This window comes from Gallaecimonas zhanjiangensis (genome assembly GCF_057624825.1).
Map to the genome: position 1 here is coordinate 2360724 of NZ_CM172603.1, position 20543 is coordinate 2381266.

The 20543-nt window shown below is 60.5% G+C and carries 18 protein-coding genes; 8 read left to right on the forward strand and 10 right to left on the reverse strand.

Translation table 11 applies throughout. From position 1 onward, the window contains the following. Nucleotides 1-42: 42 nt before the first annotated feature. A complete protein-coding gene (locus AC22G1_RS11260) occupies nt 43-831 on the forward strand; it encodes a CLCA_X family protein (RefSeq protein ID WP_487313463.1) in 789 nt (262 codons plus the stop codon). Here AC22G1_RS11260 and AC22G1_RS11265 read toward each other — a convergent pair. Continuing rightward, nucleotides 818-1975: a benzoate/H(+) symporter BenE family transporter gene (locus AC22G1_RS11265; protein WP_487313464.1), complete on the reverse strand. Its 1158-nt coding sequence runs from the start codon at nt 1973-1975 to the stop codon at nt 818-820. The two genes, AC22G1_RS11260 and AC22G1_RS11265, sit on opposite strands and share 14 nt — an antisense overlap. A 63-nt stretch (nt 1976-2038) precedes the next feature. On the opposite strand from AC22G1_RS11265, the gene AC22G1_RS11270 reads away from it, so the two are divergent. After that, a complete protein-coding gene (locus AC22G1_RS11270) occupies nt 2039-2560 on the forward strand; it encodes a helix-turn-helix domain-containing protein (protein WP_487313465.1) in 522 nt (173 codons plus the stop codon). 26 nt (nt 2561-2586) lie between these two features. On the opposite strand, the gene AC22G1_RS11275 is transcribed toward AC22G1_RS11270, so the two are convergent. From AC22G1_RS11275 to AC22G1_RS11300, 6 genes are all read right to left on the reverse strand, one after another. Beyond that, nucleotides 2587-3966 (reverse strand): family 43 glycosylhydrolase, encoded by a 1380-nt coding sequence (locus AC22G1_RS11275; protein WP_487313466.1) that lies wholly within the window; start codon nt 3964-3966, stop codon nt 2587-2589. A 194-nt stretch (nt 3967-4160) separates the two neighbouring features. Then, nucleotides 4161-4916, reverse strand: coding sequence for a 3-deoxy-manno-octulosonate cytidylyltransferase (gene kdsB / locus AC22G1_RS11280; protein ID WP_487313467.1), 756 nt, complete (start codon nt 4914-4916; stop codon nt 4161-4163). Continuing rightward, nucleotides 4913-5101: a Trm112 family protein gene (locus AC22G1_RS11285; protein ID WP_050659967.1), complete on the reverse strand. Its 189-nt coding sequence runs from the start codon at nt 5099-5101 to the stop codon at nt 4913-4915. Before AC22G1_RS11285 ends, kdsB begins: the two co-directional genes overlap by 4 nt. Further along, nucleotides 5091-6059 (reverse strand): tetraacyldisaccharide 4'-kinase, encoded by a 969-nt coding sequence (gene lpxK, locus AC22G1_RS11290; RefSeq protein ID WP_487313468.1) that lies wholly within the window; start codon nt 6057-6059, stop codon nt 5091-5093. The genes AC22G1_RS11285 and lpxK overlap by 11 nt, the downstream gene beginning before the upstream one ends. Further along, nucleotides 6059-7840, reverse strand: coding sequence for a lipid A export permease/ATP-binding protein MsbA (msbA, locus tag AC22G1_RS11295; protein ID WP_487313469.1), 1782 nt, complete (start codon nt 7838-7840; stop codon nt 6059-6061). Before msbA ends, lpxK begins: the two co-directional genes overlap by 1 nt. Nucleotides 7841-7842: 2 nt before the next feature. Then, entirely contained in the window at nt 7843-9930 is a 2088-nt protein-coding gene (locus tag AC22G1_RS11300; RefSeq protein ID WP_487313470.1) for a DNA internalization-related competence protein ComEC/Rec2, read from the reverse strand. Nucleotides 9931-9991: 61 nt separating this feature from the next. On the opposite strand from AC22G1_RS11300, the gene AC22G1_RS11305 reads away from it, so the two are divergent. Beyond that, a complete protein-coding gene (locus tag AC22G1_RS11305) occupies nt 9992-10480 on the forward strand; it encodes a DUF2062 domain-containing protein (RefSeq protein WP_336407661.1) in 489 nt (162 codons plus the stop codon). A 26-nt stretch (nt 10481-10506) separates the two neighbouring features. Here the strand turns inward: AC22G1_RS11305 and AC22G1_RS11310 are convergent, their stop codons facing one another. From AC22G1_RS11310 to AC22G1_RS11320, 3 genes are all read right to left on the reverse strand, one after another. Next, a complete protein-coding gene (locus tag AC22G1_RS11310) occupies nt 10507-11739 on the reverse strand; it encodes an FtsX-like permease family protein (protein ID WP_487313471.1) in 1233 nt (410 codons plus the stop codon). Then, nucleotides 11736-12359, reverse strand: a complete 624-nt coding sequence (locus tag AC22G1_RS11315; RefSeq protein WP_232338737.1) for an ABC transporter ATP-binding protein — start codon at nt 12357-12359, stop codon at nt 11736-11738. The genes AC22G1_RS11310 and AC22G1_RS11315 overlap by 4 nt, the downstream gene beginning before the upstream one ends. Before the next feature lie 85 nt (nt 12360-12444). Next, a complete protein-coding gene (locus AC22G1_RS11320; protein WP_487313472.1) occupies nt 12445-13638 on the reverse strand; it encodes an ABC transporter permease in 1194 nt (397 codons plus the stop codon). 78 nt (nt 13639-13716) lie between these two features. Here AC22G1_RS11320 and AC22G1_RS11325 point away from each other — a divergent pair, with 78 nt between their 5' ends. The 5 genes from AC22G1_RS11325 (at nt 13717) to AC22G1_RS11345 (ending at nt 20462) form a co-directional block, all read left to right on the forward strand. Further along, on the forward strand, nt 13717-14262 hold the full coding sequence (locus AC22G1_RS11325) for a hypothetical protein (RefSeq protein WP_487313473.1): 546 nt from the start codon (nt 13717-13719) through the stop codon (nt 14260-14262). Between the two features lie 3 nt (nt 14263-14265). After that, nucleotides 14266-15315, forward strand: coding sequence for an agmatine deiminase family protein (locus AC22G1_RS11330; protein WP_487313474.1), 1050 nt, complete (start codon nt 14266-14268; stop codon nt 15313-15315). Beyond that, nucleotides 15312-16193 carry a carbon-nitrogen hydrolase gene (locus AC22G1_RS11335; RefSeq protein ID WP_487313475.1) on the forward strand — a complete coding sequence of 294 codons (882 nt, stop codon included), beginning with the start codon at nt 15312-15314 and terminating at the stop codon, nt 16191-16193. Before AC22G1_RS11330 ends, AC22G1_RS11335 begins: the two co-directional genes overlap by 4 nt. 65 nt (nt 16194-16258) lie before the next feature. Next, nucleotides 16259-19723 carry a transcription-repair coupling factor gene (mfd, locus tag AC22G1_RS11340; protein WP_487313476.1) on the forward strand — a complete coding sequence of 1155 codons (3465 nt, stop codon included), beginning with the start codon at nt 16259-16261 and terminating at the stop codon, nt 19721-19723. Then, nucleotides 19707-20462, forward strand: a complete 756-nt coding sequence (locus AC22G1_RS11345) for a CsiV family protein (RefSeq protein WP_487313477.1) — start codon at nt 19707-19709, stop codon at nt 20460-20462. The genes mfd and AC22G1_RS11345 overlap by 17 nt, the downstream gene beginning before the upstream one ends. Nucleotides 20463-20543 lie beyond the last annotated feature (81 nt).

Below are 20543 nucleotides of genomic sequence, written 5' to 3' on the forward strand. Positions count from 1 at the left end.
GTTTTACAAGGTCTTTTTCCTGCAAAAGGCAGGTTTGAAGGCATGAAAGAGCCCTCGCGCATCAGCCGCCCCTTTTTCAGGCGTGGCCCGGATTACCGTATGGGAGAGGACCGCAGCTTTGCCGAGGTGCGGGCGCAGTTTGCCCTGGCGGGGGTGAAGGTGGGGGCCTGGGTTAGCAGCGAAGAGCAGCAACTGGCGGCTAATTTGGTGTTTGATGCCCTGGCCGACCTGGCCTGGGTGATGAAGGTGCCGCCAGAGCTTCTTGGGTTAAGAGGCAATCTGCAACTGGCTTTTGGGACAAGGGGTCAGCGCAATGTGCAGGCCCACTACGAGCCCGCAACCCGCATTCTGGCCCTGGCTAAAAACGCCGGAGCCGGCGCCCTTGCCCATGAGTTTTGGCATGCCTTTGACCACCACATCGCCCGCCATCTCTACCCTGACGCCGGGCCTCGGGAATTGGCCTCGCACCTGTGGCTGACCGAGCGCCGCCAGCACCCTCACCCCTTAAATCAAAAACTGAGCGCCTTGTTACAAACGGTGCTGCTAAGTAGCGACGCCATGGAGCCGAGCGATTACATGCGCCGCGCCATCGCCCTTGATGAGCAGCGCTCAAGCCTCTATTTCAGCCAGCCCACCGAGCTTCTGGCCCGCGCCTTTGAGTCCTGGGTGCAAGACAGCGCCGAGATAACCAACCATTACCTGGTGAGCGGTACCCAAAAAAGCACGGCCGCCAAACACGGCGCCTTCCCAGAAGGCGAGCATCGGCGCCGCTGCGCCAAGGCGTTTGCCGATTACTTCTCGGCCCTTGGTGCGGCCCTTAGCGGCGGCTGAAAAACACCAGGCTAAGGCCGCCTATCACCAGCCCCCAAAAGGCGCTGCCAATCCCCCAAAGCGACATCCCGGAGGCGGTTACCAAAAAGGTGATAAGGGCCGGCTCGGTACTGGCACTATCGGCTAGCGCCCCTTTAAGGCTGCCGGCAATGGTGCCCAGCAGCGCCAAACCGGCCAGGGCCATCACCAGCGCCTTGGGCATAGCGGCAAAAAGCGCAACGATACTGGCGCCAAAGAGCCCGGCCAGCAGGTAAAAACCGCCGGCGGCAACGGCGGCCTTGTAACGCTGGCGCGGCTCTTGCCCGGCTTCTTCTCCCATGCAGATGGCAGCGGTTATGGCGGCAAGGTTAAAGGCAAAGCCGCCAAACGGGGCCAACAGCAGATTAATCAGGCCGGTGCCGGTCAGCACCTTGGAGATGGGCACCTCAAAGCGGTGGCTGCGAAGTACCGCGACGCCAGGCAGGTTTTGGGAGGCCATGGTCACCAAAAAAAGCGGCAGCGCTACCCCTAGGATGCCCGAGAGAGTGAACTGCGGCGTTACCCACTGGGGGGTAGCCAAGGTGAGGCTAAGGGCCGGGCCGCGAAATAACCCCAATAGCAGCGCCAACGCCACCCCAACCACCAGTACCAGCAACATGGCGTAGCGGGGCAGCCACCTTTTGGCCGGTAAATACACCAGCAACATACCCCCCACCAGCCAGGGGCTGGCTGCCAGCTCGGTAAAGATACCGGTGCCAAATTGCACCAAAATGCCGGCCAGCATGGCGTTGGCAAGGGGCATGGGAATGCGGTCCATCACCTTTTCAAACCAGCAGGTCAGGCCACTGGCAAGAATAAGCAGCGCCGATACCACAAAGGCGCCATACGCCTCGGCAAGGCTATGGCCACTGAGGGCGGTAACCAGCAGCGCCGCCCCCGGGGTAGACCAGGCTGTTAACACCGGCACCTTGTAGCGCAGGGAAAAGCCAGCGGAGGTGAGCGCCATGCCCAGGCCCAGCGCCAAGATCCATGAGCTTATCTGCCCCTCATTGGCGCCAGCGGCCCTGGCGGCCTGGAAGATAATGGCCACCGAGCTGGTAAAGCCCACCACCACCGCCACCAAGCCGGCGCTCAAATGACTGATAGAGAAAAACTGGCGACTCATGACGGCTCCTTGTACGCTATAACGCACAACAATCTAGCACCCGTGCGTTATAGCGCACAAGCCATGGATCCATTAAACCAACAAATTCAGCAGGTCCTCAAAAATGCGCGGGCCGACAAGGGCTGGAGCCTGACCAAGGCCGCCGAGCAAACCGGGGTGTCCAAGGCCATGCTCGGGCAAATTGAGCGGGGCGAGTCGAGCCCCACCGTGGCCACCCTCTGGAAGCTCGCCACCGGCTTTGGTATTTCCTTCTCCGCCTTTTTGCTACCGGGCGTCCCCTCCCCCCTGGCCGATGTGCAAGACATGGCGGTGGTGACTTTGTTTCCCTTCGACAAGACAACCGGCCTTGAGATGTTTGCCATCACCCTGGCGCCCGGCTTTACCCGCCAGTCAGAGCCTCACGTTTTTGGGGTTATCGAGCATGTGGTGCCCGTCGACGGCGCCATGGAAGTGCTGCATCAGGGCCAGTGGCAGCCCCTGGCAAGAGGCCAGGGCCTTCGCTTTGACGCCAGCCAGCCCCACGGCTACGCCAACCCCGGGCCGCTGCCGGTGACTTTTCATAATGTGATTTGCTACCCCCATTAAAAAACCCGGCGCCGCCGGGTTTTCATTTAGTAGCGGGGCCAGCCGCTGGCATCCCAGTTGAGCTTACTTATCAGCAGCTTGGCGTTGCCGTTATCCTCGGCGTCGTAGGCGTGGCGCACAATCACGTTGTTGCCGACGATATCCTCGCCGCCCGGGCCCACCCAGCGGGCATTACCGCCGTCGAGCAGGCTGCCACCACCGTTCATCATGTCCACCCCGTCTTTATCAAGATAGGGGCCGGTAATGCTGGTGCTGCGGCCATAACGGATCTGATAGGTGCTGTCGGTCCCGGCGCAGCACACCCCGGTCGACACAAAGAGGTAGTAATAGCCGTTTCGATAGGTGATGGACGGCGCCTCAATGCCACCCGAGCGGGCCGCCAGGCCGTAAAAGCTGCCGGTGGGTTTCATGGTGCTGCTGTTAAGGCGAGTCAGCTTGATGCCACTGTTCCAAGACCCCAGCACCAGCCAGGGTTTGTTGTCGCGGTCGATGACCAAGTCGGGGTCGATGGCGTTGTAATTACTGGCGGTGGTGGTGTTGATCACCAAGCCCTCGTCTTGCCAGTTATCGCTGGCAAGGCTGTCCGCCGACAGCAGCCCGATAGCCGACACCTTAGAGCCAAAAGTGGACACCGCGTAATAAAGCCACACCTTACCGTTATAGGCTTTTACATCAGGGGCCCAGACATCGATACCGGCTTGGTCCGGCACGTAGTTTTGCCACCAGCCAAGGCCGTTTGGCAGCACCGAGGGCAACGGCTCCCAGGTCAAGCCGCCATCATAGGAGACTTTCCGGTAAATGCCGGGGCCGGTTTGAAACTCGTACCAGGTGCCATTCTCGGCCATGGCGGTAGGGTCGTGGGTACCTAAATCCCCTGCCAGCGGCCAGTGGTAACTGGCGCCGGTATCCAAAGACTCAAAAGCCCAGCGCTGAATATCCAGCCCGTTGTCGGTCCATTGGGAGACATTGGCGCCGTCGGAGCTGTCCCAGTTGTACACCTCCATGGCCTTGCCGGTCGCCGCGTTAACCACCTTGAAGGTGCCATCACCTTGATCGCTCAGCTGCCAGTTCTGAATGGCAAGGCCGTTGGCCGTCCACTGGCTGATATTGGCGCCATCACTGGTGTCCCAGTCATAGACTTCGGCGGCGCCGCCCCCGGCCACATTGGTGATGCGGTAGTTGCCGCTGCCAAGATAGCTGACCTGCCAATGCTGATTGGAGGCGCCGGTCTGGCTGTATTGGATGATGTTGGTGCCGTCGGCGGCGCTGCCGTTGACCAGATCCAGCACCTTACCGGTGAACTTATTGCGAATAACATAGGTGCCGTTATCCACCTGCTGGGCGGCGACAGCGCTGGTTGCCAGGGGCAACAGCAGCAGCCCCAGTATCTGTTTTTTGCTGAACATAACCTTTTCCTTATTGTGGTGTTGTCACTGCTTGATGCAGTTCGGTATGCGGGCCTAGTGGCGATCCCTCCAAGGATCGGTGCCGCAAATTAAAATTATCGTAATACAAAAATAACAATCACAACACGGAGAAAGGGACAGGCTGGAAAGGCGGTACAGCGGCATGAAAAAGCCGCCCTTAGGCGGCTTTTTTATCAGCTAAGCAAGCGGTTAACCCGCTCTAAATCGTCCGGGGTGTCGATGCCCGCCGGCGGCAGCTCACAGGCGTCGGCAACGATGATGCGCTTGCCGTGCCACAGTACCCGCAGCTGCTCGAGGGCTTCGAGTTTCTCGATGGGGCTGGGCTCAAGGCTGGCGTAGCGGGCCAAAAAACCGGCCCGGTAGGCATAAATGCCTAGGTGGCGGCGAAGGGCGCTGCCTTCAAGCTCGGGCTTTTGCCCGGCCAGCACCTTGTCGCGCTGGGCAGGAATGCTGGCGCGGCTGAAATACAGTGCAAAACCGGCTTTGTCGGTAACCACCTTGACCGCATTGGGGTTTACCGCCTCTTCTTGGTCAAGGATGGGGGTCGCCAGGGTCGCCACGGCCGCATCGGGGTGGTCGGCCAGCAGTTTGGCCACCTGGCTTATCACCGCCGTGGGAATAAGGGGCTCGTCACCCTGAACATTGACAATAATGGTGTCGCTATCGAGCCCCAGGCGCCTTGCCACTTCGGCCAGGCGGTCGGTGCCAGACTCGTGATCTTTGGCGGTCATCATCACCTGGCCGCCACTGGCGGCAACGGCCGCTTCGATACGTTCGTCGTCGGTTGCCACCCAAACCGCCTCGGCGCCGGCGGCATTGGCCTTGTCCAGCACGTGCAGCACCATGGGTTTACCGGCGATGTTCAACAGCGGCTTACCCGGCAAGCGGGTAGAGGCGTAACGGGCCGGAATAACGACGACAAAACTCAAGGCAGCACCTCGTCCAGGCTCAGTTTGCGCGCTTCGTCGGGCAACATCACCGGAATGTCGTTACGGATGGGATAGGCCAGCTTGTCAAAGCTGCAGCACAGCTCGCTTTTTTCTTCGTCCAGTTTCAGCTTGCCCTTGCAGATAGGGCAGGCAATCACATCCAGCAAACGCTTATCAAAGGCCATGACGGCTCCTTAAAGTTTCCAGTACCGCTTGACAAAGTTGAGGGCCAAAGGCGGCGTCAACCGGCACATAATACCAATGCTCGGGGGCAAAGGCCTGGCATTTGACCGCGTCTTTTTCAGTCATTACCAGGGGCCCCTGAACGTCCTTGAAATCGGCTTGGGTAAAGTGGTGGTGGTCGCCAAAGGCGAGCGCCTCGCTCAGCTGATAACCGCGCTGGCGAAGGCTTTGGAAAAAGCGCTCGGGGTTGCCGATACCGGCAGCGGCGCTGAGGGTCTCTGGCAATGCCTGCCACTGTACCGGGCTGTCATCACAAACCCGGCGCGGCAGGCCTTGGTTAAGGGTCATAGCGAACTGGCCGGCGCCGGCATCGTTGCCGTTCACCACCACAAAATCGACGCTCTCAAGGCGCCAGGCCCCTTCGCGAAGTGGCCCCGAGGGCAGCAGGTAGCCGTTGCCAAGGCGCCGCTGGCCGTCCATCACCACGATTTCGATATCCCGGGCCAGGGCGTAATGCTGCAGGCCGTCGTCGCAAATGAGCACGTCAATGTGGTGATGAGCCAGCAGCAGCTCGATGGCGGCGCGCCTATCGCCCCCCACCGCCATGGGAAGATTGCTGCGTTTGACCAGCAACCGCGCTTCGTCCCCTACCACATTGGCCTCGCTTTGAGCAGAAACCAGGGCCGGGAAAGGGCCTTTGGCGCCATAGCCCCTGGCGATAAGGCCGGGGCGAAGCCCGGCAGCCTTCAGGGCTTCGGCTAGTGCCAGCACCACCGGGGTTTTACCGTTGCCCCCCACCGACAAATTGCCCACCACCACCACCGGCACCGGGGGGCGGTAGTGCTTTTTAAGGCCAAGGGCGAAGAGTTGGCGGCGCAGGGCGCTTATCAGCCAGAAAAGCCCGGTCAGCGGCAACAATAGCCAGGCGCGCCAACCGGGGTTTTGGTACCAAAAATCCATCAGTTACCGAACTGCATCTTGTAAAGGCCGGCGTAGTTGCCGTCTCGTTCCAACAGCTCGCTGTGGGTGCCCTGTTCAAGGATTTGGCCGTGGTCGAGCACCAGAATTTGGTCGGCGTTCTCGATGGTGGAGAGGCGATGGGCAATCACCAGGGAGGTGCGGTTTTTTTGCAGCGCTTCAAGGCCCGCCTGGATATGGCGCTCTGACTCGGTATCAAGGGCCGAGGTGGCTTCGTCCAAAATCAGCAGCGGCGCGTCACGCAGCAAGGCCCGGGCAATGGCGATACGCTGGCGCTGCCCGCCCGAGAGCATCACCCCGTTCTCGCCAATCACGGTATCCAGGCCTTCAGGCAGGCGCTCGATAAACTCCATGGCGTGGGCGGTGGTGGCAGCTTGGATGATGGCCTCGCGGCTCACGTCCCCTTCCAGGCCATAGGCGATGTTGGCGGCGATAGTGTCGTTAAAGAGGTATACCTGCTGGCTCACCACCGCGAACTGGCGGCGAAGGTCGTGCAGCCGGTACTGGCGAAGATCGTTGCCATCCAGGCAGATACTGCCGCTGTCGATGTCGTAAAAACGGGTCAGCAAGGAGCTGATGGTGGTTTTGCCCGAGCCCGAGCGACCCACCAGGGCAATGGTCTTGCCAGCCGGCACCTCGAAACTGACGTTTTTAAGGGCCGGCTCTTCCTTGGTGGGGTAGCTGAAGGTGACGTCTTTAAAAGCGATGTTGCCCTTGGCGCGCTCGGCAAGGGTCAAGGTGCCTTCATCCACTTCCACGTCTTTATCCAGTACTTGGAAGATGGAGTCAGCGGCGGCAATGCCCCGCTGCATCTCGGAGTTAACGTTGGTCAGGCGCTTTATCGGGCGCATCATCATCAGCATGGTGGTAACCAGGCCCACAAAGGCGCCGACGGTCAGCTCACCGCTGTTGGCCAGGGTACCAGCGATGTACAGCACCACCGCCAAGCCAATACCGGCCAGCAGCTGGATAAAGGCATCGGAGCTACCCTGGGTAGCCAGCACCTTCATATTTTGTTGGCGGTTGTGGTTGTTGATGTCGCTAAAACGCTTGGCTTCCATGTCTTCTGAGCCAAACAGCTTCATCACCTTGTTACCGCTGACCATCTGCTCCGATTTGGCAGTCACCCGGCCCATGGCGGCCTGAATTTGCAAACCGAGTTTGCGAAAACGGCGGGACACAAACTTCACCGAAAAGGCGATAGGCGGAATAACCAAAAAGAACACCAGGGTCAGCTGCCAGCTGTAGCTGAACATGGTGTACACCAAGAACAGCACATAGGCGCTTTCGCGCACCAAGATCAATAGCGCTTTGGTTACCGAGTTGGCCACCAGCTCCACGTCAAAGGTGATCTTTGAGATCAAGGTGCCGGCGGTGGTCTGGTCAAACTCTTTGATGGGAAAACGGATAATTTTTTCAAAGAGTTCCTGGCGCAGCGACTTGACCACATGGCGCCCCACCCAGGCCAGGCCATAGTCGGCCATAAAGGAGGTAATGCCTCGGGCAATGAACAGCACAATCACCACAATGGGCGCCAGCATGAACATATCGCCCGCCGGGCTCAGCGCGCCATCGGGGGTTTGCGCTTGGCCGGTACCAAAGGAAGTGTCTAAAAAGGGGCCCATCAGGCGCGCAAAGAGGGCTTCAAAACCGGCGTTGGCCACCATACCCACAATGGCCAGAGCCAGGCCCAGACGAAAGGGCACGGCGTATTTTAAAAGCCGCTTGTAGGTATCCACTCGGGAAGAATTTGTATCTGACATGCTCAAGGTTCTTTGCATTTGAGGCCGCTAGTGTAGCCGCAGCGCTTGGCTTCGCCAACATCAGTAGCCTCCCACCACAATGCTTTAAGGCCCTGGCACCCACTCTTTGCACAAAAAAGCGCCCCTTGGCGGCCGGTATCCCAGATAGCGCTGCCGTTGGCGCGGTAGCGGGCCAACACTTGTGGTGCCGGAAAACCAAAGGGGTTTTGCCAGCCTCGGCTAAAAACGGCCAGGCGCGGGTTCACCTCCTGGATAAAACCCTCGGAAGACGAACTCTTTGAGCCGTGATGAGGCACCGCCAGCCAGTCGGCTTCGGGCCACTGCCGTAGCCCCTCACTGCTCTGGCTGATGTCCCCGGTCAGCAGCAAGGAGTGCCCGGCGATATGGGTAAAGAGCACGCAGGAGCGGTCGTTGTCTTCGCCGCCAGGCGCCTCTGGCCATAGGGTCTCCAGCACGCCGCCTTGCCAAAACCAGCGCTGCCCGGCGATACAAGGCGCCTCGCCGTTTTCGGGCTGCCCGGCCAAAACAGGCGCAGCAAAGGCCGCGCGCCCACCCACATGGTCTTTATCGCTATGAGAGAGCACCAATAGCGCCAGCGGGTGGCTGGCAGCCAGGCGCCTGGCACCATCGGTGGCCCAAAGGCCAGGGCCGGTGTCCACCAGCACCATGGCCTTTGGGGCGATAAGGGCGGTGCTGGTGCCCTGCCCTACGTCCAAAAACCACACCCCGCTGGATTGTGGCCGAAGCCCCCAGGCCATCAACCAACAGAGCCCCAGCGCCAGGCGGCTACGGCCATTGAGGGGTAAGGCGGCGATAAGGGGCAGCAATAATAATCCCAGCCAGGCCGCCGGCATCTCCCCTGGCAACCAGGTAAGGCCAATCATCAGCAAAGCCAGCAACTGGTCAGCCAGCCACCAAAGCCCCGGCACCACCAGCCCCGCCATCAGCAGCGGCATCACCAGCAGGCTAATAAGGGGCACCGCCAAGAGGTTGGCGATAAGGGCAAAGGCCGGCACTTGACCAAAGAGCCAGCTTTGCAGCGGCCACATCAGTACCCCGAGCCCTAGCTGCAAGATGATAAGCGAACGCCAGCCGCGCCCGGGAAAGCGCCACAGCACCAGCAAAATAAGGGCGACGGCGAAAAACGACAGCCACAGCCGCGAGTCCAGCAGCACCATGGGATTGAACGTGGCAAAAAGGCTCAAAAGCCCCAGCCACAACCTTGCCCCTTGCAAGGGCCGGCGCCAGCCAAGCCACAGCACCCAGGCGCCAAGGGCCACCAAGGCGCGAAGGGCCGGCGGCGCCAGCCCCGACTGCCAGGCATAGAGTCCGGCCATCAGTAATCCCAGCAGCCAGCCCCAGCGCCGGCCATTTCCCGGCAGTAAATGCCCTAAAAAGAGCCCCAGCATCGCCACCAACGACACATGAAGCCCGGAGATAGCCAGCAGGTGCGCGGTGCCGGTTTGGGCCAGCAGCGCCCGGGTGTCGGTTGCCATCAGCGGCCTGTCGCCGCTCAAGAGCGCCAGCATCAACCCTTGCTGGCCAAAGCCGGCCAATTGCCGCTCCAGGTAGCGATGCCAGCGCCACTGCCAGTTAGCCTCACCCCTGATGGCGACCACGTCTTTGACATAGCCCACCGCCACCAGCCCCATGGCTTTGTCACGCCTGGCGCTGGCGCGGCTGCCGGGGTTTAAGCGGTGGCGAAGGGGCTTTAGCCTGGCGCTTGCCGCCAGCACCTGGCCGGGCACAGGTTTTTCCTCGTCGAGATACCAGCCAAGGCGGGCTAAAAAGGGGGAAACCGCTTGGTCATCAAGGCGATAAATTTGCACGTAAAGTGCAGCTTCTTCTGCCAGAACAGTGCCTTCTATGCTATGGTCCTGTGCGGATAGCGCCGGTGGCTGCTGGTGGTAACCCACCAGGCTGGTGTAACAAACGCCCACCAGGAAAACCGCCAGGTGGCGCCACTTGAGCCCCAGCAATGCCAGCGCCAAGCACGCGAAAGCGGCCAAGGTTGCCAGGCTCGGCAGCTGCTCCCATAACAACGGGGTTATCATCCCTGACAGCCAGCTCAGTAAAGGCAAGACTTTCATCCCTTAAGTGGTTCCCTGGAGTGAATAGAGCTTCATGCCTAAGAAAACGATAAAGCGGTTCATGCCGGATCACGCCAAGATCCGTAACCACAAACACCTGAAGATCTTCGGTAGTTTGGTCCATGAACCCAACCTGTGGTGCCTGAACCGTCGCAGTGCGGCTGGCGCCTTCGCCGTTGGCCTCTTCTTTGCCTTCGTTCCCGTTCCTTTCCAGATGCTGCTGGCCGCCGGTGGCGCCATTTTATTCCGGGTCAACCTGCCGCTGTCGGTTGCCCTGGTCTGGCTCACTAACCCGGTGACCATGCCCCCCATCTTTTATGGGGTCTATAAAGTGGGTTCCTTGATCCTTGGCCGCCATGGCGACAAATTCCATTTCGAGCCCACTTGGGATTGGCTGGTGGGCAGCATCGAGACCGTTGGCCCGGCCTTTTTGTTGGGCTGCTTGGTCTGCGCCAGTGTGGCGTCGCTGATTGGGTATTTTGGGATCTCCTGGCTGTGGCGCTACTCGGTGGCCAAGAGCTGGCAGAAACGAAAAGAACAGCGCCGATAAAAAAAGCCCCGCAATGCGGGGCTTTTTTATGCGCCTGAGAGCACCCTTGCCGGCTGCAACCGGCTGGCGTGGACGGCGGGATAAAGGGTGGCGATAAGGGCCACCGCCAGGGCCAACAAAGCGGTGACCGCCACGTCGCCCGGCAGAATTTGGGTAGGGATGGTGTCGGTAAAATAGATGTCCCCTGCCAGGATGGTTTTACCGGTCAGCTGCTGCCAGAAAGACAACAACCCCGGCAACGCCCAGGCCAGCAGGATGCCAAAGCCGGTACCCAGCACCACCCCGAGGCCGCCCAGAAGGCAGCCGCGCCACAAAAACAGCAGGCTGATGGTACTTTGGCGGCAACCGATGGAGCGCAGCATGGCGATTTGCGGCGCCTCTTCGCGCACCGTCACCATCAGCAGCGAGATGATATTAAAGCTCGCCACCAGCATGATAAGCCCCACCACCAGGTAGATGATCACCCGAACCATTTGAATGTCTTGGTACAAATGGCCCTGGGTGCGGGTCCAGTTGTCCATGTACAGGGCTTCGTGGGCGCGAAAGCCGATGTCCCTGGCGACCCGGTCGGCCGCAAACACATCGTTCACCTTAAGGCGCAGGCCCTGGGCATGGCTGCTGTCGTTCCAGCCGTTGGCGGTGGCAAGGGGCATGTAGGCCAGGCTGTAATCCAGTTGCCCGCCAATTTTCACCACTCCTACCAGGGTCAACTGGTGGCGCCGGGGGGTAGAAAGGCCGCCGCTACCGGGCGGGGCCACCAAGATGCTGAGCTTTTGCCCAACCTTGACGCCAAGCTTCTTGGCCAGGGCGTCACCGAGGATGAGGGCGTTGGGCTCGCTTTCAAAGGCCTTGATCATCTCGGGGGTAATGTAGCGGGCAAGGCCGGAGACCTTAATTTCTTTTTCCAAATCAATGCCCCTAAGGGCAAGGGCGTTTAAGTGCTCACCGCTTACCGCCAGGGCGTTGATGCTGCGAAAAGGCGCTACCGCCGCCACTTGCGGGTCGGCCTGGGCCAGGCTGGTAAGGCTCTGGGGGCGCTTTAACTGGCCGCCCATGGCGATAAGCTCCACCTGCGGCACTAGGGACAAAAACCGCTCGGTCAGCACTTTTTGAAAGCCGTTCATCACGCTTAGCACCAGCACCAACACCAGGCAGCCAAGGGCCACACCACTGACGGCAGCGGTACGTAAAAAACGTTGCAGGCGGTTGAGGTGGCCCTGGCGAAACTGGCGCCAGGCCAAGTGGAAACTGAGCATCATGGGTGTTCCAGCACCCCTTTTTTAAGGGCCAACACCCGGCCCATTTTGGCGGCGAGGCTGCGGTCGTGGGTGACCACCACAAAGGCGATGCCAAACTCCTGGTTTAGCTCCTGAATAAGCTGGTAGACCTGCTCGCCGCTGGTTTCATCGAGGTTACCGGTGGGCTCGTCGGCCAGCACCAAGCGCGGGGAATTGACCAGCGCCCGGGCGATGGCCACCCGCTGGCGCTCGCCGCCGGAGAGCGCCGAGGGCCGATGGTTAAGGCGGTGGCTGAGCCCGACCCGGTCGAGCAGCATTTTGGCTCTTTCGGTGGCCTTGGCCGGGCTGTCACCCTGGATAAGGGCCGGCATGGCGGCGTTTTCCAGGGCCGAGAACTCCGGCAACAGGTGATGAAACTGGTAGACAAACCCCAGGTGCTGGTTGCGAAAGCGGCAGCGGGTTTCTTCATTCCAGCCTTGCATGTCTTCGCCGTCAAACAGCAACTGGCCGCTGGAGGGTTGGTCCAGGGTGCCCATCAGGTGCAACAAGGTGCTCTTGCCCGAACCCGACGAGCCAACAATGGCCAGGGTCTCACCGGCTTCAACGCCGAGGTTGACACCGGTCAGTACCGCCGTGTCCATCCCTTCGTCGTGGTAGATCTTGGTCAGCTGTTTACAGCGAAGCACGTTCAATCCTCAATCAGCGCCGCACTGGCGGCGACCTTGTTTAATCTCGTTCCGTCAGAACCACGGCCGGGTCGATGCGAGCCGCCCGGTGGGCAGGTGCCAGGGTAGCCAGGGCGCAAATCACCACCACAAAAAGGGCGATAAGGCCCATTTGCAGCGGCTCACGAATAACCGGCAGCCCCTCTGGCCCGTAGCCAAAGGCCATGCCACCCAGCCCCACTAGGTTCAGCGCCAGATTCAGGTGCTCTGTCACCAAAAAGCCAAGAGACAAGCCAAGGGCCGAGCCCAACACCCCGGTGCCAATGCCCTGGGCCACAAAAATGCGCTTAAGGGCTTTGGGGGTCATGCCAAGGCTGGCCAGCACCGCAATATCGCGGCGCTTGTCAGACACCAGCATCGCCAGCGCCGCCAGGATATTAAAGGCGGCCACCGCGATGATCAGCACCAGCAGCATGGACATGGTGCGTTTTTCCTGGGCCACGGCGGCAAAGAAATCGCCGTAACGGGCGCGCCAGTCCCAAAGGCTTTCGCCGGGTTTGGCAAGATGGCTGAAGGTGTCGGTGGCAAAGGGGTCAGCCAAGGTCACCTTGAGTTTGTCGACCCCCTCTGGGCTTTTGCCGTAGAGGCGGCGAAGGTCCTGGTAGTTGGTGATGGCCAGCACGTCGTTAAGCTCAGAGGCCAAGTCCACCACGGCAATCACCGTGAACTGGCGCTGGGCCGGCAACCGGCCAAGGGGAGTGTAGATGCTGCGCCCCGGCAGGTAGACCCGCACCACATCACCCACCAGCAGTTTGAGTTTGCGGGCAAGGCCCACCCCCAGCACCAACTGGTATTGGCCGGCTTGCGGCTTGGTGGCATTGTCGGGGAGCGGATCGGTGGGCCACAGCCCTTGCAGCCAGCCCCCTTGCAAACCCTCTGGGCTTTGCAGCATCACTTCGCCGTCAATATAGGGCACCACCGCCCTCACCCCTTTTTGGTTTTCCAGCGCCTCGGCCCGTTTGGGCCAATCGCTGTAGCCTTGCTCGCTACTGATTAAAAGGTGCGGCACCCGGTCTAAAAGGCGGCTTTTGAGCTGACTTTCAAAGCCGTTCATGACGCTCAGCACCACGGTCAGCACCATCACCCCTAAGGTGACACCGAACAGGGCAAATAAATTGACGAAGTTGGCAAAGCCGCCCCGTTGGCCGCGAAGCAGGTAGCGGGTGGCTATGAAGAGCGAGGCAGGTCGGAACATCCCGTTATTAGAGGTTTTATTTGCAAAGGAAGTTACGGGATAATACGGGACTTATTTCAATATGAACAGCAAGCTGCCATGGCCGATCGCCTTTTTGACGACTACTTCAGTGTCCGTTTGGGCTGCGACGTTCACCTCGACTGGTTGAGTAGCACCGCTGCCGTGCCCGACACCCAGCAGTTGGCCGACAGCTTGCCGCCCCTTCGAAAACAGCTCGATCTGTTGGCCGAGCAGGAACAGCTGCTGCTGACCGAGCTCAAAGACGAGCGCCAGTCGCCCCTGGCAAGGCTGCTGCTGCTGCATCAGCAAAAGCTTGAGCTGCTGAGCGAAACGCTGCTAAGCCAAGACTTGCAGGACAAACACTGGCGGCGCACCGTGCATTTTAGCGCCGGCGGGTTTTCCATCCCCCACAGCGACATCGAAGGGCAAACCGCCAAAGTGACCCTGCGCCTGCCCTTGGGCCAGGTAACGGGTTATGCCACCCTGGTTAACCAGGATGATGAATACGCCTACTTTCAATACGTTAGCTTGCTAGACTCGGACCGTGAAAAACTGGTTCGCCTGGCACTGCAAACCCAAAGCGATCAACTGCGCGCTCGCCGTGAGCGCAACGAGGAGAAGTGATAAGTGCAACGCCTGCTTGCTGAATGGGAAGGCCTGGATGGGGTTTTGCTCACCTGGCCCCACAAAAACACCGACTGGGACCACATGCTGGACGAGGTGATCCCGCTGTATGAGGCCCTGGCCTATGTGATCAGCGACTACGCCGATGTGCTTATCGCCGCGCCCGAAGACGAAGTCGAATCCATCAAGGAAAAGCTGCTGGCCCTTGGCATCAGCGACGACGCCTTTATGGTCTACGGCGTGCCCAGCAACGACACCTGGGCCCGCGACCACGGCCCGCTGACGGTAGAAACCCCCGAAGGCCTCAAGCTGCTGGACTACACCTTCACCGGTTGGGGCAACAAGTTTGACGCGGCCCTGGACAACCAAATCACGGCGCGCCTCGATGAGTTGGGCGCTTTTGCGGTGCCGGTTGAGAAAAAAGCGCTGGTGCTGGAAGGCGGCGCTATCGAGTTTGACGGTGACCGCACCCTGCTCGCCACCAGCGAGTGTTTGCTCAACCTCAACCGCAACCCGCATCTCTCCAAAGAGCAAATCGAGGCCCAGCTCAAAGCCGATTTTGGCGCCGAGAAAATCAACTGGCTGAACCACGGGTATCTGGCCGGTGACGACACCGACAGCCATATCGACACCCTGGCGCGCCTTTGCCCCAATAACGTCATCGCCTACGTTAAATGCGACGACGAGCAAGACGAGCACTTCGAGGCCTTCCAGAAAATGGAAGCCGAGCTCGAAGCCATGACCGACGCCGACGGCAAGCCTTATAAACTGGTGCCCCTGCCCTGGCCTTTTGAAGTCTATGACGATGAAGGCCAGCGCCTGCCCGCTACCTATGCCAACTTCTTGATTTGTAACGGCGCCGTGCTGGTCCCTGTCTACAACGACGACCGCGACGAGGAAGCCCTGGCTGCCATCAGCGAAGCCTTCCCGGGCTTTGACGTGGTGGGCCTGAACTGCCTGCCCCTTATCAAGCAACACGGCAGCCTGCACTGCGTGACCATGCAGCTGCCCCAGGGCACCCTGAGCCTGCTGCCCCCCGGAGTGGAACTATGAGCATCATCAACGTTGGCCTGGTGCAGCACGCCTGCACCGGCAACCTGGACCAAAACTTGGCCAAATCCATCGAGGGTATCAGGGACGCCGCCGAAAACGGCGCCCAGTTGGTGGTGCTGCAAGAGCTGCACCGCAGCCTCTATTTTTGCCAGGTAGAAAGCACCGACCTTTTTGATTTGGCCGAACCCATCCCCGGCCCCAGCACCGCGCTGTTTGGGGAACTGGCCAAAGAACTGGGCATTGTGATTGTTACCAGCCTTTTTGAGCGCCGCGCCCCCGGTATCTACCACAACACCGCCGTGGTATTGGAAAAGGACGGCACCATCGCCGGTAAATACCGCAAGATGCATATCCCCGACGACCCGGGTTTCTACGAGAAGTTTTACTTCACCCCCGGCGACTTGGGCTTTGAGCCCATCCAGACCTCGGTAGGCAAACTGGGCATCCTGGTGTGCTGGGACCAGTGGTTCCCGGAAGCGGCCCGGCTGATGGCCATGAGCGGCGCCGAGCTGCTCATCTACCCCACCGCCATCGGCTGGAACCCGGACGACGACCAAGCCGAGCAAGACCGCCAGCGCAACGCCTGGGTGACCATCCAGCGCGCCCACGCCATCGCCAACGGCGTGCCGGTGGTATCGGTGAACCGGGTTGGCCACGAGCCCGACCCGGCCGGCGGCCCCGGTACCGAATTCTGGGGCACCAGCTTTGTGGCCGGGCCCCAGGGGGAATACCTCTTTGAGGCCGACACCGAATCCGAGCTCAGCGTGGTAGTGCCGGTAGACTTAGCCCGAAGCGAATCGGTACGGCGCTGGTGGCCCTACCTTCGTGACCGGCGGGTTGACCATTACGGGGATCTGCTGAAGATCTACCGCGATTGATGATAAAGGGCCGGGGCGGCCAAACCGCCCCGGCCCGCGCTTTTCAAACAACAAGACAGGATGTAATGAAGGCACTGGAATCTTTGGCGCTGCCGGCGCGCGGTGGCGATCGTCAACACTGGATAAACCTGGCCGGTGACGCTCAGGTATTGGCCATTTTAGAGGCTGCCAAACGCCACAACGGCTTTACCCTGCTGGTGACCAGCGACAGCCCCAGCGCCAACCGCCTAGTCGAAGCCCTCAGCGCCCTGAGCCCCGATGTGCAGCTGTTTCCCGACTGGGAGACCCTGCCTTACGATAATTTCTCGCCGCACCAGGACATTATCTCCGAGCGCCTCACCGCCCTCTATCAGCTGCCGTTGAAACAAAGCGGGCTGATGGTGCTGCCGGTCACCACCCTTCTGGGCCGCATTGCTCCGCGCGGCTATGTGGACGGCGCCACCTTGCTGCTTAAAAAAGGCGAGACCCGGCCCCTGGAAACCCTGCGCGGCCAGCTCAGCAACGCCGGTTACCGCTTGGTCGACCAAGTAATGGAACACGGCGAGTTTGCGGTGCGCGGCGGCCTGATTGACCTCTACCCCATGGGTGAGTCCAGCCCCTACCGGGTGGATTTTTTTGACGATGAAGTAGACAGCCTGCGCCGCTTTGACCCGGAGTCTCAGCGCTCCACCGGTGAGGTGGAAGAGATACGCCTGCTGCCCGGCCACGAGTTTCCATTAACCGATGTCGGCATCGAGCGTTTTCGTAAAAACTACCGGGCCCGCTTTGACGCGCCCACGGCGCCAGAGTCCATCTACCAGCAGGTGTCCAAGGGCCAGCAGCCCCCCGGCATCGAGTATTACCTGCCGCTCTTTTTTGACGACACCGCCAGCCTCTTTGATTACCTGCCGGACGGCAGCCAAATTCTCACCATTGGCGACCTGGAAAGCGCCATGGCCGCCTTCTGGGCCGACCTTGAATACCGTTTCGAGGAGCGTCGCCACGACCGGCTGCGCCCCATCCTCGCCCCCAAGACCTTGTTTTTAGAGGCCAGCGACTGTTTTACCGCGCTCAATCACTACCCCCGCTTGGCCCTGCACCAGGGCGGCGAGGTCGAAGGCAAAGGCGGCGTCCATGACGCTGGCGCCCAGCCCCTGCCGGAACTCTCTATTGACGCCAAGCACGAGCAGCCCCTGCACAAGCTCACCGAGTGGCTGGCAAGCACCCCAGGCCCGGTGCTCTTTGTGGCCGAATCCGAAGGCCGCCGCGAAGCCTTGGCGGTGCTGCTGGCCAAGGCCGGCATCCAACCGGCGCGCATCAAAAAGCTGGCCGACTGGCTGGCGGCCCCCCAGCGCGAGCACGGCATCTTGGTGGCGCCCCTGGAAGCAGGCTGCATCATTCAGTACCAAGGCCAGCTGCTAAGGCTGGTACCGGAAGCGGCCCTGACCGGCCCCCGGGTACTGCAACGCAAACGCCGCAAAAAAGACGATGAGGGCATCAACACCGACGCCATTATTCGCAGCCTTGCCGAGCTTTCCATCGGCCAGAGCGTGGTACACCGCATGCACGGCGTCGGCCGCTACATGGGCCTTGAGACCTTAAGCGCTGGCGGCATCGACACTGAATTTTTGATGCTCGAATACGCCAAGGGCGACAAGCTCTATGTGCCGGTGGCGGCGTTGAACCTCATCAGCCGCTACGCCGGCGCCGAGGAGCCGCCGCTCCATCGCTTAGGGGGCGAAACCTGGGAAAAAGCCCGCCGCAAAGCGGCCGAGAAGGTGCGCGACGTGGCGGCAGAACTGTTGGACGTCTACGCCCGGCGCGAAGCCAAGCCGGGCTTTGCTTTCCATTTTGATGACGACGGCTATGCCGCCTTTGCCGCCGGTTTTCCTTTTGAGGAAACCGACGATCAGCAAGATGCCATCGATGCGGTGGTGCGGGACATGACCCGCAACAAAGCCATGGACCGCCTAGTCTGTGGCGATGTGGGCTTTGGCAAGACCGAGGTGGCCATGCGCGCCGCCTACATCAGCGTCTCCAACAACAAGCAGGTGGCGGTGCTGGTGCCCACCACCTTGCTGGCCCAGCAGCATTTCGAGAACTTCCGTGACCGCTTTGCTGACGTGGCAGTGCGTATCGAAGCCATCTCCCGCTTCCAGACCCCGGCCGAGCAAAGGGCCATCTTAAAAGACGCCGCAGAAGGCAAAGTCGACATCCTTATCGGCACCCACAAGCTCTTGCAAAAGGACGTCAGCTTTAAACACCTGGGGCTTTTAATCGTCGATGAAGAGCACCGTTTTGGGGTGCGCCAAAAAGACAGCATCAAAAAGCTGCGGGCCGAGGTGGATATCCTCACCCTCACCGCCACTCCCATTCCCCGTACCCTCAACATGGCGATGTCCGGCATACGAGACTTATCCATCATCGCCACCGCCCCGGCCCGGCGCCTTGCCATCAAGACCTTTGTGCGGGAATTCGACAAAGCCCTGGTGCGCGAAGCGGTGCTACGGGAAATTCGCCGCGGCGGCCAGGTTTATTACCTGCACAACGAAGTGGAAAGCATCGAAGAGACCGCCAAGATGCTCGAAGGCCTTATACCCGAGGCCCGCATCTCCATTGCCCACGGCCAGATGCGCGAGCGCGAGCTGGAAAAGGTGATGGCGGACTTTTACCACCAGCGCCACAACCTCTTGGTCTGTACCACCATCATCGAAACCGGTATCGATGTACCCACCGCCAACACCATCATCATGGACAGGGCCGACAACCTGGGCCTGGCGCAATTGCATCAGCTGCGTGGCCGGGTGGGCCGCTCCCATCACCAGGCTTACGCCTACCTGATGACGCCAAACCCCAAGCGGATGACCAAAGACGCCATCAAGCGCCTCGATGCCATCTCTTCCCTCGAGGCCCTTGGCGCCGGCTTTTTGCTGGCCACCCAAGATTTGGAAATTCGCGGCGCAGGGGAGCTTTTGGGCGACGAGCAAAGCGGCCAAATTGCCGCCATCGGCTTTGATTTGTATATGGACATGCTGGACGAAGCGGTCGAAGCCCTCAAAGCCGGCAAGGAGCCTAGCCTCACCGGGGTGCTGGCCAACCAGTGTGAGGTAGACCTTCGCCTGCCAGCCTTGCTGCCTGGTGATTACATCCACGATGTGGGCACCCGGTTGCAGCTCTATAAACGCATCGCCTCGGCCAAAGACAGCGAGGAGCTCAAAGAGCTTAACATCGAGCTGATTGACCGCTTTGGCCTGTTGCCCGATGCCGCCAAACACCTGTTGGCGGTGACCGAGCTTCGGCTGCAAGCCAACACCCTTGGCCTTAGCCGGGTGGAGGCTTCGGCCAAGGGCGGCATCACCCTCGACTTTTCTGAACAAACGACGGTGGACCCCGGCTATCTCATTGGCCTTTTACAACAAAAACCGTCACTCTATCGCCTCGATGGCCCCAGCCGTTTCAAGGTATTGAAACAACTGGATGACCCGGCCAAACGCCTGGGCGACGTGCAGCAACTTCTGGAGGACTTGGCACGAAATGCAAAAGCTGCTTAAAGGATGGGTGCTGCTGACCGCCCTGGTATCAAGCCAACTGATGGCCGCCACCGTCTTTGATGTGGAAGTGGTGATTGTGGCCCGTCAGGACGCCAGCAACGAAACCTGGCCGCCGCGCCCGTTGCCAGACGGCAAAACCAACCCGCTGCTCATCGATGCCATCAACGCCCAGTGCCCGCCGCCTTGCGCAGCCGTGCCGCAAGCCATAGTGGGTAGCGCCCCTGACGCGGCCACCGGCACAGACGATGACAGCCAATTGCCCCGCCTGCTGCGCGCCGACGAGCTAAAACTGGACGACGCTGCCAGTCGCCTCACCGGCCTGCCCGGTGGCCGGGTGCTGCTGCACACCGGCTGGCGCCTGGCCCCCAAGCAGCCCCGCTACGCCACGCCTATGGCCGTGGAAGCGGGCCGTGACTTGGGCAGTTATGTACTCCAACCCGTTGCCGAAAACACGGCTGTGGATGTGAGCGCCGCCCCTGCCGAGCCCCAAACCGGCGAAGCCCCCGTTGACGCAACAGCAATGCCGGCCATGGTGCCGGAGCTTGCCGGGCAAATTCAGGTGGCGCTAGACCACTACCTGCTGGTGGACATGGCCTTGGACCTTAAAACCGTGCAAGGCGACGGCCAGCCGCTACTGGTGAAGACCCTTCGCCAAAAGCGCCGCCTTAAAAGCGGCGAGTGGCATTATTTCGACAACCCCGCCATGGGCGTGTTGATGCAGATACGGCCAGTTCGCTGAGCCTTGTTAAAGAAAAGCGCCCTTCGTGGCGCTTTTTTAGTGCAAGCCAAAATCATCCTGAATAAACAAGGGAATAGCGCT

What these genes read in the sequence shown, in the direction of transcription:
- AC22G1_RS11260 (WP_487313463.1), top strand. Translation starts at nt 43, where the DNA reads ATGAAAGAGCCCTCGCGCATCAGCCGCCCCTTTTTCAGGCGTGGCCCG.
- AC22G1_RS11265 (WP_487313464.1), bottom strand. Translation starts at nt 1,975, where the DNA reads ATGAGTCGCCAGTTTTTCTCTATCAGTCATTTGAGCGCCGGCTTGGTG.
- AC22G1_RS11270 (WP_487313465.1), top strand. Translation starts at nt 2,039, where the DNA reads ATGGATCCATTAAACCAACAAATTCAGCAGGTCCTCAAAAATGCGCGG.
- AC22G1_RS11275 (WP_487313466.1), bottom strand. Translation starts at nt 3,966, where the DNA reads ATGTTCAGCAAAAAACAGATACTGGGGCTGCTGCTGTTGCCCCTGGCA.
- AC22G1_RS11285 (WP_050659967.1), bottom strand. Translation starts at nt 5,101, where the DNA reads ATGGCCTTTGATAAGCGTTTGCTGGATGTGATTGCCTGCCCTATCTGC.
- lpxK (WP_487313468.1), bottom strand. Translation starts at nt 6,059, where the DNA reads ATGGATTTTTGGTACCAAAACCCCGGTTGGCGCGCCTGGCTATTGTTG.
- msbA (WP_487313469.1), bottom strand. Translation starts at nt 7,840, where the DNA reads ATGTCAGATACAAATTCTTCCCGAGTGGATACCTACAAGCGGCTTTTA.
- AC22G1_RS11300 (WP_487313470.1), bottom strand. Translation starts at nt 9,930, where the DNA reads ATGAAAGTCTTGCCTTTACTGAGCTGGCTGTCAGGGATGATAACCCCG.
- AC22G1_RS11305 (WP_336407661.1), top strand. Translation starts at nt 9,992, where the DNA reads ATGCCGGATCACGCCAAGATCCGTAACCACAAACACCTGAAGATCTTC.
- AC22G1_RS11310 (WP_487313471.1), bottom strand. Translation starts at nt 11,739, where the DNA reads ATGATGCTCAGTTTCCACTTGGCCTGGCGCCAGTTTCGCCAGGGCCAC.
- AC22G1_RS11315 (WP_232338737.1), bottom strand. Translation starts at nt 12,359, where the DNA reads ATGGACACGGCGGTACTGACCGGTGTCAACCTCGGCGTTGAAGCCGGT.
- AC22G1_RS11320 (WP_487313472.1), bottom strand. Translation starts at nt 13,638, where the DNA reads ATGTTCCGACCTGCCTCGCTCTTCATAGCCACCCGCTACCTGCTTCGC.
- AC22G1_RS11325 (WP_487313473.1), top strand. Translation starts at nt 13,717, where the DNA reads ATGGCCGATCGCCTTTTTGACGACTACTTCAGTGTCCGTTTGGGCTGC.
- AC22G1_RS11335 (WP_487313475.1), top strand. Translation starts at nt 15,312, where the DNA reads ATGAGCATCATCAACGTTGGCCTGGTGCAGCACGCCTGCACCGGCAAC.
- mfd (WP_487313476.1), top strand. Translation starts at nt 16,259, where the DNA reads ATGAAGGCACTGGAATCTTTGGCGCTGCCGGCGCGCGGTGGCGATCGT.
- AC22G1_RS11345 (WP_487313477.1), top strand. Translation starts at nt 19,707, where the DNA reads ATGCAAAAGCTGCTTAAAGGATGGGTGCTGCTGACCGCCCTGGTATCA.